The sequence below is a fragment of the Vreelandella neptunia genome (assembly GCF_034479615.1).
GTDB classification, from domain to species: domain Bacteria; phylum Pseudomonadota; class Gammaproteobacteria; order Pseudomonadales; family Halomonadaceae; genus Vreelandella; species Vreelandella neptunia.
The window spans coordinates 3,290,410-3,305,319 of record NZ_CP140255.1; the positions used below are offsets into that span (position 1 = coordinate 3,290,410).

Annotated in this window: 14 protein-coding genes; 11 read left to right on the top strand and 3 right to left on the bottom strand. The window is 55.2% G+C overall.

The annotated features are described in order from the left end of the window. Together doeB and doeA are read right to left on the bottom strand one after the other, a co-directional pair. Positions 1–1,020: a N(2)-acetyl-L-2,4-diaminobutanoate deacetylase DoeB gene (doeB, locus tag SR894_RS15335; RefSeq protein WP_133729842.1), complete on the bottom strand. Its 1,020-nt coding sequence runs from the start codon at positions 1,018–1,020 to the stop codon at positions 1–3. Positions 1,021–1,058: 38 nt separating this feature from the next. Further along, positions 1,059–2,258: an ectoine hydrolase DoeA gene (doeA, locus tag SR894_RS15340; RefSeq protein WP_133729841.1), complete on the bottom strand. Its 1,200-nt coding sequence runs from the start codon at positions 2,256–2,258 to the stop codon at positions 1,059–1,061. 305 nt (positions 2,259–2,563) lie between these two features. Here doeA and SR894_RS15345 point away from each other — a divergent pair, with 305 nt between their 5' ends. From SR894_RS15345 to SR894_RS15355, 3 genes are all read left to right on the top strand, one after another. Next, a complete protein-coding gene (locus SR894_RS15345) occupies positions 2,564–3,499 on the top strand; it encodes a 2-hydroxyacid dehydrogenase (protein WP_133729840.1) in 936 nt (311 codons plus the stop codon). A 91-nt stretch (positions 3,500–3,590) separates the two neighbouring features. Next, positions 3,591–4,313, top strand: coding sequence for a hypothetical protein (locus SR894_RS15350; RefSeq protein WP_244286454.1), 723 nt, complete (start codon positions 3,591–3,593; stop codon positions 4,311–4,313). Further along, positions 4,314–5,246: a LysO family transporter gene (locus SR894_RS15355; RefSeq protein WP_133729839.1), complete on the top strand. Its 933-nt coding sequence runs from the start codon at positions 4,314–4,316 to the stop codon at positions 5,244–5,246. On the opposite strand, the gene SR894_RS15360 is transcribed toward SR894_RS15355, so the two are convergent. Further along, positions 5,243–5,953, bottom strand: a complete 711-nt coding sequence (locus tag SR894_RS15360) for a transcriptional regulator NanR (protein WP_133729838.1) — start codon at positions 5,951–5,953, stop codon at positions 5,243–5,245. The two genes, SR894_RS15355 and SR894_RS15360, sit on opposite strands and share 4 nt — an antisense overlap. Positions 5,954–6,186: 233 nt before the next feature. Here SR894_RS15360 and SR894_RS15365 point away from each other — a divergent pair, with 233 nt between their 5' ends. The 8 genes from SR894_RS15365 (at position 6,187) to SR894_RS15400 (ending at position 14,908) form a co-directional block, all read left to right on the top strand. Further along, on the top strand, positions 6,187–7,014 hold the full coding sequence (locus SR894_RS15365) for a phosphogluconate dehydrogenase C-terminal domain-containing protein (RefSeq protein WP_133729837.1): 828 nt from the start codon (positions 6,187–6,189) through the stop codon (positions 7,012–7,014). 59 nt (positions 7,015–7,073) lie between these two features. Then, positions 7,074–8,072, top strand: a complete 999-nt coding sequence (locus SR894_RS15370) for a TRAP transporter substrate-binding protein (RefSeq protein WP_088698910.1) — start codon at positions 7,074–7,076, stop codon at positions 8,070–8,072. Positions 8,073–8,137: 65 nt separating this feature from the next. After that, positions 8,138–8,668, top strand: a complete 531-nt coding sequence (locus SR894_RS15375) for a TRAP transporter small permease (protein ID WP_088698911.1) — start codon at positions 8,138–8,140, stop codon at positions 8,666–8,668. Next, entirely contained in the window at positions 8,665–9,939 is a 1,275-nt protein-coding gene (locus SR894_RS15380) for a TRAP transporter large permease (protein ID WP_133729836.1), read from the top strand. The genes SR894_RS15375 and SR894_RS15380 overlap by 4 nt, the downstream gene beginning before the upstream one ends. A gap of 18 nt (positions 9,940–9,957) precedes the next feature. Then, positions 9,958–11,226: a ribulose-bisphosphate carboxylase large subunit family protein gene (locus tag SR894_RS15385; protein WP_211594755.1), complete on the top strand. Its 1,269-nt coding sequence runs from the start codon at positions 9,958–9,960 to the stop codon at positions 11,224–11,226. Beyond that, positions 11,223–12,560, top strand: a complete 1,338-nt coding sequence (locus SR894_RS15390) for a four-carbon acid sugar kinase family protein (protein WP_133729834.1) — start codon at positions 11,223–11,225, stop codon at positions 12,558–12,560. The genes SR894_RS15385 and SR894_RS15390 overlap by 4 nt, the downstream gene beginning before the upstream one ends. A gap of 88 nt (positions 12,561–12,648) precedes the next feature. After that, on the top strand, positions 12,649–13,878 hold the full coding sequence (locus tag SR894_RS15395) for a nucleoside recognition domain-containing protein (protein WP_133729833.1): 1,230 nt from the start codon (positions 12,649–12,651) through the stop codon (positions 13,876–13,878). A 163-nt stretch (positions 13,879–14,041) separates the two neighbouring features. Then, entirely contained in the window at positions 14,042–14,908 is an 867-nt protein-coding gene (locus tag SR894_RS15400) for a DMT family transporter (RefSeq protein ID WP_088698915.1), read from the top strand. Positions 14,909–14,910: the final 2 nt, after the last annotated feature.

The following is a 14,910-nucleotide window of genomic DNA, read 5'->3' on the forward strand; positions in this document are numbered from 1 at the left end:
CTACGCCTCCAGGCGTTCAACAACATCGGCAATCACCGCCAGGGTATCCCCCATATTGATGAGCGAGGGCGCGCGGCGAGCCATCAGGATGCCATCGCGCTCGGCTTTGTAAGCAACCGGGTCGGTGCCACTGCGGGTCATGTCGTACACATAGGCGATGGTTTGGCCTTTTTTCACTTCGTCGCCTAGCGCTACCAACAGCTCTAACACGCCAGAATGCTGGCTCTGTACGTAACAGCTGGCGTCAGGCATATCGAGATACATCTGCCCACCTGTGGGCATTTCCACTTCGCCTTTTACCAGGCCATAGTGAATCAGGAAATTACGCACGCCACGCTCTGCAATCGCGATACTCTGGGGCGTTGAGGTTCCGCCGCCGCCCAGCTCGGTGGCGACAAAGACTTTGCCCTGGCGCTCGCAGGCGGTGTCGAAGAGTTTTTCTGCATCCAATTCAAACATCACCATGGCGTAAGGGGCGCCGAAGGCTTTAGCACCTTCCAGAGCAGCCTGCTGCTGCGCTTTATCATCCAACACATGGGACGCGCCGAAGGGCAGAATATCCAGCGTACGGCCGCCCGAATGAAGGTCTAGCACCACGTCGCTCATCGGCACCAATACGCGGGTGAAGTAGTCAGCAATTTGCGGCGTGACGCTGCCATTGGGGTCGCCGGGAAAGCTGCGATTGAGGTTGCCCTTGTCCATGGGCGAGGTGCGTTTCCCGGCCATGACCGCCGGGGTATTCATGCACGGCACGATAATCACCCGCCCCGTCACGTCCTCTGCCTTCAGCGTTGAAGAGAGCTTCAACAGCGAGGTGATGCCTTCATATTCATCGCCGTGATTGCCGCCGGTCAGCAGTGCCGTGGGGCCTTCGCCGTTCTTAACCACAGTCACGGGGATCATCACCGCGCCCCAGGCAGACTCATCGGTAGAAATCGGTAGCTTTAAAAAGCCGTGCTGCACGCCATCGGCATCAAAATCAACGGTGGCGGAAATGGGACTTGGTCGCATCGTCGTCATGAAAAATTTCCTTTCTGTTACGGGCGGCTATATCAGCTCTACTTCACAAACAGCTGGCGCGGAAAATTGGCCAGGGTTTCGCAGCCATCATCGGTAATTAAAATACTTTCAGTAATTTCCAAGCCCCAGTTTTCTTCCCAGAGCCCCGGCATAAAGTGGAACGTCATGCCCGGTTCCAGAATAGTGTCATCGGAGGGGCGTAGGCTCATGGTGCGCTCACCCCAGTCGGGCGGGTACGAAATACCGATGGGATAACCACAGCGTGCGCCGCCGCGATCAAAGCCGTATTTATCCATCGCGGCACCCAGCGCCATGGCGATATCCGCGGTGCGGTTACCGGGTTTGGCCACGGCCAAGCCGTTTTCGATGCCTTCCAGCAGGGCTGATTCCGCGCGAATAAAATCCGTTGGTGGTGTGCCCAGAAACACGGTGCGTGACATCGGTGCATGATAGCGCTTAAACACCCCGGCAATCTCAAAGAAGGTACCCTCACCTTTGCGAAACGGCGTGTCGTCCCAGGTCAGGTGCGGCGCGGCGGCGTCTTTACCGGTGGGCAGCATGGGCACAATGGCGGGATAGTCGCCGCCAAAGACTTTACCATTCTCATCCACAAAACCTTCGATGCCAACGCGGTAAATCTCTGACACCAGCTTGCTCTTGGGCAAGCCTGGCTCGATCACTTCCAGAATACGCGTATGCATGCCTTCCACTATTTTGGCGGCAATGCGCATATAGGCCACTTCTTGCGGCGATTTGATCGCCCGGCACCAGTTCACCAGCGAATTGGCATCCATAAAGCGTGCATGGGGAAGCTCGCGCAGCAGGCTTAAATAGGCCTTGGCGGAGAAGTAATAGTTATCCATTTCCATGCCCACCACGCCTAGATGCCAGCCGCGATCCGGCATGATCGACTGGGCCAGGTACTCCATGGGATGCATGTCCGGATTCTGTACGTAGTAATCCGGATAGTAAGTAATGTTGTCGGGATCGATCCAGCAGGTGCGCAGGGCACCGTTGGCGTCCATACGCCGTCCGAACCATACCGGCTCGCCTTCAAGGCCCACCAGCACACACTGATGCACATAAAACGACCAACCGTCGTAGCCGGTTAGCCAAGCCATATTGGAAGGGTCACTGACGATCAGTACGTCAATGCCACGACTGGCCATTTCAGCACGCACTTTCCACAGGCGGGTAGCGTACTCTTCGCGCGTGAAAGGCAGGGAAACCTGAGTCATCGGGCAACTCGCCATTAAAGATCACCAAGAACCAACGCACTGCCTACTATAGGCACGCAACGCTGGGCCACAGGATCGACCTGGCCACCACCGATCAGGTGTCGGGGTTGAATCTGCCGCGCTTGCAGCAGGCCCGCCAATGTCGTCTTAACCCGATACTAGCACCGACCCTTGGTTGGCGGTCAAAGGCTTTATGACAAAAAGTGCATACGGCATCGTTATTTGCACTAAGCGAGCTTGCAACGACCTTGAGTGCTCACCATGATAGTTTGCAGTGATGACACTTTTATCAGGAGGTGAACGCGATGAAAATTGTTGTGCATATCGATGAGGCTAAACAGTGGCAAGCAGCGCTTGCTGAAGCCCTGCCCCAAGCCACTGTACTCACCAGCGAGGCGCCAGCGGATGAGCGTAAAGATGCCGACTATCTCGCCATCTGGAAAGCCCCCGCCCATTTGCTGCAAGAGCAGACCCAGCTCAAAGGCATCATCAATTTAGGCGCAGGGGTGGATTATCTGCTGAAAACCCCAGGCCTGCCCAAGGACGTGCCGATTGTAAAATTACGTGATGCGGGCATGGGCGAGCTGATGGCCGATTATGCCCTGTACGGCGTGCTGCACTTCTACCGCAGCATGGATCGTTACGCCACTCAGCAGCATAACGCCACTTGGCAACCACAGGAGGTGGTGGAAAAATCCCAGTGGCGGGTGGGCGTATTGGGCCTGGGTGCCATTGGCAGCTTTGTGGCCAGCGCCCTGCAGCAAGCAGGTTTCCCAGTGCTGGGCTGGAGCCGTTCTCCCAAGCAGATCAGCGGCGTGGACTGCTTTCACGGCGACGACGGGTTAAGCGAACTGCTCGGCCAAGTGCAGAGCCTAATCACCATTTTGCCCGATACGGCCGCCACTCACCATATTCTCAACGCCGAGCGGCTGGCCCAACTGCCCCAAGGCGCTAGTGTGATTAACCCTGGTCGGGGTAGTTTGATTGATGAACAGGCGCTATTGGAAGCACTGGGTAGCGGCAAACAGCCGGGTCACCTGCGTGGAGCGCTATTGGATGTATTCCAGGAAGAGCCGCTGCCCACTGACAACCCGCTCTGGCAGCACCCTAAGGTAATCATCACACCCCATATGGCTGCGCCTACTCCGCTTAACGATGCCATCGACCAAGTGATCGCTTACTTGCATGCCTTTGAATCGGGTGAAAAACTCTCCACTATCAACCCAGAGGCAGGTTACTGACGCCACCCCCTGCCCAGGCTATACTGGCGCGCTGGGAACCAAGCAGTGGCTAAAGGCTCTTAGGAAGATACCCTTTATGGAGGAAAGGCCCTTGGTCAATGTTTTCGCACGACTGCCTAGCCGCGTGCTCGCAGGGATGGGGTTGAGTTTTGCCGTCTGGTGCTCTAGCAACATGGCGTTAGCAGCAGACACGTCCAAAGAGCCGCAGTCTTTTGAAGCCCCTAGGCCCTTTGAAGCACAGTATCGGCTTGAGGTTCGCGGTTGGCCTGGGGCTACTATTACCCATCGCCTCTCTAACGAAGGGAATCACTGGTTAAGCGATATGCGCTTTTCAATCACCGTGGCACGCGGTCAGGAGTTCAGCCGTTTTTCGCTCAATGGCGATGACACCAACGCTCTGCTCTTTAGCAGCAGCTATTCGGTACTGGGCGTAGGTGATAGCTACCAGTTAAATGAAGGTGATATTCCCAGCCTAGATCGCCAGACGGCGCTGTTTGATCTCTCCCGCCGGGCGGGGCACGAAAACTGTACACAGAGTACGCCCTGCGCGATTGAGTTTGTTGATCAAAAAGGCCGCGATGAGCACTTTCAATATTACGTTACCGACCCAGGCAGCATTGAGGTTCCCGCAGGAGAGTTTGAAGCACTGAACGTATCGCTCATTGATATCGAGAAGCCCGACCGCCTGCTAACCATTAGCTTTCACCCTGACTGGCCCGGGCTGATTCTTTCTGCGGTATATCGAAAAGAGGGTCGCCGCGAAACGCAGCTGACATTAACTAACTTCAACCCAAACGGTGGCGCGACGCCCTAAATGCTTTCCGGTTTATTGATTGTTCTACTACCGCTTTTTCTTGGCTATCTGGTTCGCGTCCGTTCCACACAGTTACAGAACTTGATTAACCGAGCAGTTAATAGCTCGGTTTACCTGATTCTGCTGTTCATGGGCATAAGCCTTGCCGGACTTGAAAACCTGACTAGCCAACTTTCGCGCCTAGGCGGCAACGCGCTACTACTGTTTAGTATTACCACACTGTTTAATTTAGCAGCGTTATGGTGGCTATCACGTCGTTTATCCCTTAAGGCAGGCAACTCACCGGTGGTGAAAAATGCTCCGACCAGTAAGCTAGCGGCCATGCAGGGGTCGCTGTTATTGGTCGCCGTGGTGGCAGGGGGCGTTATTGCTGGCCTGCTGCTAGGGCCACACCTGGGCGAAAGGCTTTTCAACAGCGCAGATTTACTGGCCGAATGGGTGCTCTATCTGCTGCTAGCCCTGATCGGCTGCCAGTTACGCAACTCCGGTATGCCACTCAGGCAGATCTTACTCAACCGCATGGGACTGTCGATTGCAGTAACGCTGGCAATAAGTTCGCTGCTGGCAGGCTTGGCTGCCGCCCCACTGCTCTCATTAAGCTGGAACGAAGGCCTGGCAATGGCGTCCGGCTTCGGTTGGTACTCGCTTTCAGCGATTCTAATTGGTGACCAGCTAGGCCCGCTGATGGGCGGCGTGGCGTTCTTCAACGACCTGACTCGGGAACTGCTGGCATTTATCCTGATTCCGCTGGTGATCCACCGCCATACTGCACTGGCGATTGGCTACGGTGGCGCCACCTCCATGGATTTCACCCTGCCCGTTATTCAGCAGCACGGCGGTGTGGCCTGCGTGCCCATTGCTGTGGTCAGTGGGTTTATCCTTTCACTGCTCTCCCCGCCGCTAATTCTGTTTTTTCTTTCGCTATCGGGTTAACCGTTCAGGCAATAAAGCAGTCGTGCGCGCTCTAAATGTTTGCGCATCTCCTCTACAGCAGCCTCCTTATTTCCCTGCTCGATGCAGTCAATAATTTTGGCATGCTCCAGCAGGGTAAGATCTTCATTCCCCTCCCAGTGCAGCAAACTAGCGTGAAAACGTGCTAACCAACCCAGCATGGCCTGGCTAGTTGCCATAAAAATCGGATTGCGGGTTATCCCGGCAATGGCGGTATGAAAGGCCATATCGACCTCGATAAAGGCTTGAGCATCGCCATTTAAATGCCCGCGCTGCTTCTCTAACAGCTCTCTTAAGTGAGCAATATCCTCCGCAGAAGCCTGACCTGTCGCCTTTTCCACCATGCCCAGTTCAAAGAAGGTGCGCGCCTCTTTAAGTTGTTCAAGCGACTGTGGCGAGCTGGCGAGCATATGGCGAGCGGTTAAATCGATCTGCGACATCAACCCTACCGCCGTCGGCTGCAGTACTTTAGGGCGCTGACCATGATTTATTTCGACAAGCCCAATACGTTCGAGTGTTTGCATCGCCTCACGAATTGCCGGTCTCCCCACACCATAGCTATCCATCAGCTCGCGTTCGGAAGGCAGCGTATCACCAGGCTTGTATTGGCCCGCTTCAATCATTTCATACAGTCGATCAAACACCTCATCTGACAGCTTGCGCCGAGTAATTTTAGGGGCTGGTTGCACGGCGATTTCTCCTCACAAGCCAAACAGCGGCTTGGTTATCCAATGAGCGTCAGCAGTCTAACGCTGCACTACTGCAAATGGGACAAAATTTACTTAAATACGACCAAAGCAGCATTTGACAGACTGCTATAGATATTATGTCATCATACCAGTTGCCGAGCAATCAGCTCTCCTCTTTTAAAGCTCGGCCAATACATGGTTAACGCCATGCAACCTCTTTACTGGAGTCTACTATGACCACCATTGCCCTTATCGGCGCAGGCGGAAAGATGGGTTATCGCCTGTCGAGCAACCTGCAACGATCGGATTACACCGTCAGCCACGTTGAATTGAGTGACGCAGGCCGCCAGCGGCTATCAGAAGGCCTAGGGATTAGCTGCGTAGATGCCCACCAGGCGATTCCCGATGCTCAGGTGGTGATACTAGCGGTTCCCGACACGCTAGTAGGCCGCGTCGCGGAAGAGTTATCCCCACTGATGGCCAGCGGTACCATGGTGATCACCCTGGATGCCGCCGCTCCTTTTGCCGGCCACCTGCCCAGCCGTGACGACTTGGTCTACTTCGTGACGCACCCTTGCCACCCGCCGATCTTCAATGATGAAACGGATCTAGATGCCAAGCGTGACTACTTTGGCGGCGCCAAGGCTAAGCAGCACATCGTCAATGCCCTGATGCAGGGGCCCGAAGAGCTTTATGCATTAGGCGAAGCGATCGCGAAAACCATCTATGCCCCGGTGGTTCGCTCGCATCGAGTGTCGGTTGAGCAGATGGCACTGCTTGAGCCCGGCCTTTCTGAAACCGTATGCGCCACGCTGCTGGTAGTAATGCGCGAAGCAATGGATGAAGTCGTCGCCCGCGGCGTTGACCAAGAGTGCGCGCGCGACTTTTTGCTCGGCCATATGAATATTCTGGCGGCAGTCATTTTCGAGGAGCAGCCCGGCGTGTTCTCCGATGCCTGCAATAAAGCAATTGAGAATGGCAAGCCCCAGTTGATGCGCGATGACTGGAAACGCGTATTTGAGCCTGAGGAAATTGCCGAAAGCATTCGGCGTATTACCTAGGGTTAATGCGACATAAACACCTCAGCTCTACCGCTAATTACAACAAACTGGAGTAGAACATGACCTCTTACAAGCTCAACAAAATATCAGTCAGCATTGCGGCCACCCTCGCCTCAGCCCTTGTACTGACCGCCAGCACCTCAGCGTTTGCAGTTCAAGAGATGAACCTAGCGTTCACGCCGCCACTCAACTCCCACTATGGTGAGGCGGGCCAAGCGTTTGCCGAAGAGATTGACCGGCTTAGCGACGGGGAATTTAAAATCAATCTGCGCCCTGCCAGTGCATTAGGCGGCGAGCGCGACGTGCTTGAAGGCCTTCAGATCGGTTCAGTAGAGCTGACGCTAACCTCCACCGGCCCTATCGGCAATTTCGTACCCTCGGTTTACGCTCTGGATTTTCCTTTCCTCTTCCGCGACTACGATCACGCCCATAAAGTGCTGGATGGCGAGATTGGTCAATCGTTACTGGAGGAATTCGAAGACGAAGGCTTAATTGGTTTGGCCTGGGCAGAAAACGGTTTTCGGCACCTCACCAATAGCGTGCGTCCTGTTGAAACGCCCGAAGACATGGAAGGCATGAAGATTCGCACCATGGAGAATCAGGTGCACCTGGAAACCTTCAAAGCCTTGGGCGCCGCACCAACACCCATTTCTTGGACAGAAGTCATTACGGCACTTCAGCAAGGCACCATCGACGGCCAAGAAAACCCGATCCCCATTTTGACCGTGAATAGTATGTGGGAGATCCAGGATTACCTGACACTGACTGGCCATGTTTACTCCCCCACGGCCCTGGTAATGTCCAAAATCTACTGGGATGACCTGAGTGAAGAGCAGCAGGGCTGGTTCCGAGAGGCCGCCCAGGTAGCCGCCCAAACCTCACGCGATGCCGTTCAGCGTATTGAAGAGGAAGGCGTTGATTTGCTTCGCAGTCATGGCATGGAAGTGGTGACCGAGATCGACTACGAGCAGTTCCGTGCCGCCGCCGAACCTGCCTACGAACGCTACGCCGACCAGTATGGCAGTGAACTACTAGAGCGTATCCGCGCAACCGAGTGAGCCATCCTCTGCTGTATGCCTCCCTTTCGGGAGGCATTTTCTCCCCGACGATGAGGTTTACGCTTATGTTGTCGCTACTGAATAGCTTGGCCCAGGGGCTCATCAAGCTCACTCATAATCTTGCCGCAATACTCCTCGCCATTGCGGTCACCTTAGTCTCGTACCAAGTCTTTACCCGTTTTATTCTCGGCGACCCAGCCGCTTGGTCGGAAATCCTGGCGCGAGGATTAATTATCTGGAGCGTGTTTTTAGTTAGCGCAGCGGCTTTTTGGTATGGCGCCATGATCTCCATTGACCTTTTCCTTGATCGCTTGCCGCCGCGTTTGCGCATTTATGGCCAGCGTTTAGTGTGCACTGCCGTATTAACACTGTTGGCTATTCTTGTCTGGCAGGGGTACCTGATCACCTTGCGCGTCTCTGGGCAGCAAATCGCCATGCTCGAAATTCCTATGTCCTGGTTCTATGCCGCTATACCCACTGGCTGCGCCGTCGCCATCGTCGCAGTGGTTGCGCGCCAGCTCTGTGCCGAGTATCAGCATCATCACGGCCAGCATCGCACGAGTCCTATCCGTACTGATGTAGGAGAAACGCTATGAATCTGGCGATCGGCTCAGCGTTAATCGCGCTGTTTGCCCTTTCGATACCGATTGCGATTGCCATCGCCTTAACCGCAGTGATTGGCCTTTATTTCTTCAGCAGCGTTCCGCTTCTGGTCGTCCCCCAGCGTATGTTCGTGGGGTTGGATAGCTTTCCGCTCATGGCGGTGCCGTTCTTTATTTTAGCCGGCCATATCATGAGCAACGGCGGCATTGCCACTCGTATGGTCGAGTTTGCCCGCTCGCTGGTGGGTGGTATTCAGGGCGGCTTAGCCTGCACCTGTGTGGTTACCTGCATGATGTTTGCAGCCATTTCAGGCTCCAGTGTGGCCACCACCTTTGCCATCGGCGCCATCTTGATTCCAGCCATGGTAGCCCGTGGCTACCCGCCACCGATGGCCGCCTCTATCCAGGCCTCTTCCGCGGAACTGGGTATCATCATTCCGCCTTCCGTACCATTGATCCTCTACGGTGTCAGCACAGAAACCTCCATTACACAGCTATTTCTCGCTGGCTTTGGCCCCGGCCTAATGATCGGGCTAGCCTTGATTGTAATGGTCGTTATTTGGTGCCGCTTAAAAGGCTACGGCACCCAGGATGGTGATTTACGCTCGCCCGTCTGGCCCGCATTTCGCAGTGCCTTTCTCGCTCTGCTAATGCCGGTCATTATCATTGGCGGGATTTATGGTGGCATCTTTACCCCCACCGAAGCCTCCGCGGTGGCAGTAATGTATGGGCTGTTTTTAGGCATGGTGGTTTATCGCACCATCAAACTAAGTGATCTGCCGCGCATTTTTCGCGAGAGCGCGCTATCGGCAGGTTCGATCATGCTGATTATCGCCGCGGCCTCGATTCTTAGTTTTGTAATTGGACGCTCTGGACTAGCTAGCGACATCGGCGCCTGGGCACAAAACACTTTTGATAATCGCTACACCTTCCTACTAGCCATCAATATGTTGCTACTGGTGGTCGGAATGTTTATCGAAACCTCCGCCGCCATTTTAATTCTTGCCCCCATCTTGGCCCCCATTGCGATTGGGTTCGGCATTGACCCAGTGCATTTCGGCATCGTAATCGTCGTGAATTTAGCGTTGGGTATGTTTACCCCGCCTCTAGGGGTGAATCTTTTTGCCGCCGCGCAAGTAGCCAAGCTGCCCGTTGAACAACTATTTCGCTTTTTGTTGCCACCGGTACTCACCATCATCACCTGCCTGATGCTGATTACCTATGTGCCGATGATCTCGCTTTTTCTGCGCGATCTCCTTTTTTGAACTGCCGGAGTCTAATTGATGAGCACACGCATTCACGCCCGCTACCTGATTGAGACGCCCTACCCGGTTGAGCACGCGGCTCAAGTCATGGCCGGTGAGCAGTCGTCCGGCACTTTTACTCGCTTAGCCAATGAAACCGATGCCTTGAGGGCAGCCCATGGGGCCGTCGTCGAAAATATTGAGACACTGGAGGCGGTAGGGGCACCTTCGCTGCCCATGCGCGCTGATTTGGCGCCGCAAGGCCACGCTCTGTTTCAGCGCGCACTAGTGGAGCTCTCCTGGCCGCTGGAAAACATGGGCCCCTCCCTGCCGAATCTAGTGTCTACCGTTGCGGGCAACCTGTTTGAGCTCAAAGAGTTTTCTGCACTGAAGCTACTGGATATCGACTTACCCAGCGCCTTCGCAGGCGCCTACCCTGGCCCACAATTTGGGATGTCGGGCACACGCCAGCTAACCGGTATTACCAGCGGCCCACTAATAGGCACCATTATTAAGCCCAGCGTGGGGTTATCTCCGACTGAAACCGCTGACATGGTGGCGCAACTTGTGGCGGGAGGTATTGATTTTATTAAAGACGACGAGCTGCAGGCCAACGGCCCCCATAACCCGCTGCGAGCGCGCGTCGATGCCATCATGCCGATTATCAACGCCCATGCTGAGCGCACCGGTAAAAAGGTGATGTACGCCTTTAATATCAGTGGTGATATCGACGAGATGCGCGCTCAGCATGACTACGTGGTGGCTGCTGGCGGCAGTTGCGTCATGGTCGCTGTTAACAGCGTTGGCTTAGCAGGTGTTGCGCACTTACGCCGCCACTGCCAGGTAGCGCTACATGGCCACCGCGCCGGCTGGGGCATGTTAAGCCGTTCACCTCACTTGGGGATGGCATTCGACGCTTACCATAAACTGTGGCGGCTAGCGGGAGTGGATCATATCCACGTTAATGGTCTACGCAATAAATTCAGCGAAGAGGACGCTAGTGTGATTAATAGCGCTCGCGCCTGCCAAGCAGCGATGTTTGAAGCACCTGCAGCGGGTTATCAGATTATGCCGGTCTTCTCTTCGGGGCAAAGCGCCTCCCAAGTGGCTGATACCTATCAGGCACTTGGCAATAGTGATCTGATTTACTGCTGTGGCGGCGGCATTATGGCCCACCCCGGCGGCATTTCTGGCGGGGTCGCCAGCCTGCGTCAGGCGTGGCAAGCCGCCATGGCGGGCATCCCGCTGGCAACCTATGCCCGTGAGCACCAAGAACTTGCCCAGGCCATGGAGACCTTTAGCGTATGAACACGCCTCTTCTTCTCTCCTATTACGGCGATGACCTCACTGGTTCGACCGATGTGATGGAAGCGTTAAGCCTGAACGGGGTGGAAACAGTGCTTTTTCTGGCACCGCCCAGCGAAGAGCAATTAGCTCCCTTTGCCGATTACCTAGCGATTGGCCTAGCGGGTACCAGCCGCAGCGAATCACCTGAGTGGATGGAAACACACCTCACCAATGCCCTGGCATGGTTGAAATCCCTTAACGCCTCGCTGTGTCACTACAAGGTGTGCTCCACCTTCGATAGCGCGCCGAATATTGGCAATATCGGCAAAGCGCTGGAAATAGGCAAAGCCCTGTTCGCGCAAAGCTGCGTGCCCCTGGTGGTCGGTGCCCCTCAACTAAAGCGCTATACCGTTTTTGGCCAACATTTTGCCGCCTTCGATGGCGAGGTTCACCGTATTGATCGTCACCCTGTAATGAGCCGCCATCCAGTAACGCCCATGGCAGAAGCCGATTTAAGGCTTCATTTGGCTAAACAAACCCGACTCTCCATCGGTTTAGCCGACGTACTGTGCATCGAATCAGCCAATACCGGTTCCCAGGTTGACCAACTAAGCCGCTCGAATGACGTATTGCTCTACGACACGCTGAACCGCAACCATCAGGTAAAAGTGGGCGCACAGCTATGGCGAACGCGCTCGCCCGCTGGCAGCTATGTGGTGGGTTCGTCCGCCATAGAGTATGCGTTAGTAGATACTTGGCGAGAACAGGCCCTCATTCCCGTAAGCCCACCGCTGTTCTCCTCTCCTGGAGCGGTTGAACAAATTGCCGTGGTGTCGGGCAGTTGCTCTGAAGTAACTGCCCGGCAAATTCGACACGCGGAAACCAGAGGGTTTCGCGCTATTGCCATTGATGTCGTCAAACTTATCGACCCTCTGACGCATGCCGACACCATGAACAAGGCATTGAAAGAGGCTATCGAGGCACTCAGTCAGAACAAAAGCGTCATTGTGTATACGGCCATGGGGCCAAACAGCGATGCGGATGCTGTGCATCAGGGCGGGGAAAAGGCGCGCCACCTTATTGGTCGCTCTTTAGGTCAGTTATTACGCCAAATGGTAGAAGCCTATAGGCTTCAGCGCATAGTGATCGCTGGGGGCGACACTTCCAGCCATGCACTTAGCCAACTTGGCGTACACGCCCTTACCACGCGCCTACCGCTGCCGGAAACGCCGGGCTCACCGCTCTGCACCGCTCATAGCGACCAGCCAGCCTTTGATGGTTTGGAAGTCGCCTTAAAAGGCGGGCAGATCGGCAGTGAAAGCTACTTTGTGACTATTCGTGATGGCATAACCTAGGCGTCTTAACCCCACTAGTGTTGTAACGACCTGAATTCGGTAGGATTGGCGTCATCGCTCGTTTCGCTGCCCAGGATGCCCACTCCCCATGCTCAACGGAATTTGGTTAAGCTTCTTTATCGCTGCCTTTGCGGCTTCACTTTGGCAGTGGCTGGTGGGGGGCGATAGCGAGGTCTTTGCCCGTCTGGTGCAGTCACTGTTCGATATGGCGAAGGTAAGCGTCGATATCATTCTGGTGCTGCTGGGCACCATGACGCTATGGCTGGGGTTTCTTTCGATTGCCGAAAAGGCGGGCTTGATTCGTTTGCTAGGGCGGGTGCTCGACCCGCTGTTCTGCCGCTTAATGCCAGAGGTTCCCCGCGGCCACCCAGCTATGGGGCTGATCAGTATGAACTTCGCGGCAAATATCCTGGGTCTGGATAACGCCGCCACGCCGATTGGCATCAAAGCGATGCACTCGCTACAGAGCCTTAACCCCAGCAGTGAGACCGCCAGCAACGCGCAAATTCTGTTTTTGGTGCTTAACACCTCGTCACTCACGCTACTGCCGGTAACGATTTTTATGTACCGCGCACAGCAAGGCGCCGCCGACCCCACCCTAGTGTTTTTACCTATTTTGCTGGCCACAACCGCCTCCAGTCTGGCGGGGCTTTTGGCAGTGGCATTGATGCAGCGCTTAAAACTCTGGCAACCCGTGGTGCTAGCCTATTTATTAGCTGCTGCTCTAGCGTTGGGGCTACTGATCACCACGCTGGCAGGCATGTCCGCCCAGGCGCTGGCCGCAGCCTCTACGCTAGTCGGGAACCTGACGCTATTTAGCATCGTAATGATGTTTTTAGTGGTCGGGGCGTTACGGGGTGTGAGGGTGTATGACGCCTTTATCGAAGGTGCGAAAGAGGGGCTGAGCTTTACCATCACATTGCTGCCCTACTTGATTGCCATGCTGGTAGCGGTCGGCGTGCTGCGCGCCAGCGGCGTTTTAGACGCTGGCTTAGGCGGTATCCGCTGGATAGTGGAAGGCTTTGGCTGGGACACCCGCTTTGTCGATGCCCTGCCCACCGCCTTTGTAAAGCCACTTTCTGGCAGCGGCGCCCGCGCCATGATGATCGAAACCATGGACACCTTTGGCGTCGATAGCTTTCCAGGGTTGCTCGCCGCCACTATGCAAGGCAGCACTGAAACCACCTTCTATGTATTGGCTGTCTACTTTGGCGCCGTTGGCATTACTCGCATTCGCCACGGACTAGGCTGTGCGCTGGTCGCCGACTTGGCAGGCGTGACTACGGCGATTGCGGTGTGCTACTGGTTTTTTGGATAGCTAGCGTTCGCGGGCTTTCGTTCACTGGGCCCAGCGTCTACCTTTCAGGGGAGCCGCATTAAGGTCTACAGGCAGTAGCTCAGGAGCCATCGCTAAGCAGTAGAAATGCGTTTAAACATTCATTGCTCCCGAGTGTTTACCGTTCAAGGACGACAGGTGAGATATGGCAGGCGCAAGCAGTTTATTGATAGCGCTGGCGGCCTTCTGCTGGGGGATATCCGGGGGAATCGCAGGCATTTTGTTAGACGACGGCTGGGATCCAGCCGTCGTGTCATTTTATCGGGGGTTTATAGGACTTCTCTTCGCACTTGGGTGGCTGCTGCTTCAACACCGGCATAGCGGCCTGAACAGCAAGCGGCTTTGGTTCTGGTCAGTGGTTGCAGGCCTGGGCGTCGCTGGCAATTTTACGTTCTATTTTCTTAGTATTGAGTATGGCAACGTTGCGGTCGCTGCCACCTTGATGTACTGCGCCCCTGTTTTTGTCTATCTCGTCTCATTTGCCCTCAAACTAGAGCGCCCCACCGCTGCCAAGTGGCTGGCCATTGCGCTGGTCATGGTGGGTATTGTGCTGTTAACCAAGTTGTATGCCATCAGCGCCAGTGGTCTCTCATTAATTGGCGTGGGCACTGGACTGCTTGCCGGGCTCTCCTACGCAGCGTTCATTTTTGGTTTCAAATATGCCGCACCCCATGGCAGCCCCCAGGCAATTCTTTCGGTTGCCTTCACCGTGCTGGCCATCGCACTGCTGTTGCCAACGGACATTAACCAAGCTGTCAGCGTTATCAGCGCTCTGGAACTGCCGCTGTTTGTAGCGCTGGGCATTCTCGGCGCTGGGCTATCTTTTCTGCTGTATGTGGTAGGTATCAAGCATGCGGCACCTGCGCTGGCCTCCATGGTTGCCATGGTCGAGCCGATTACCGCTACCCTGTTTGGTGTAGCGGTGTTAAACGAAAGCCTGGGCGTTATTCAAATGGTCGGTATGGGGATCATCTTGCTAACCGTCACCGCGCTGAGCATTTCTTCCCGCTGATT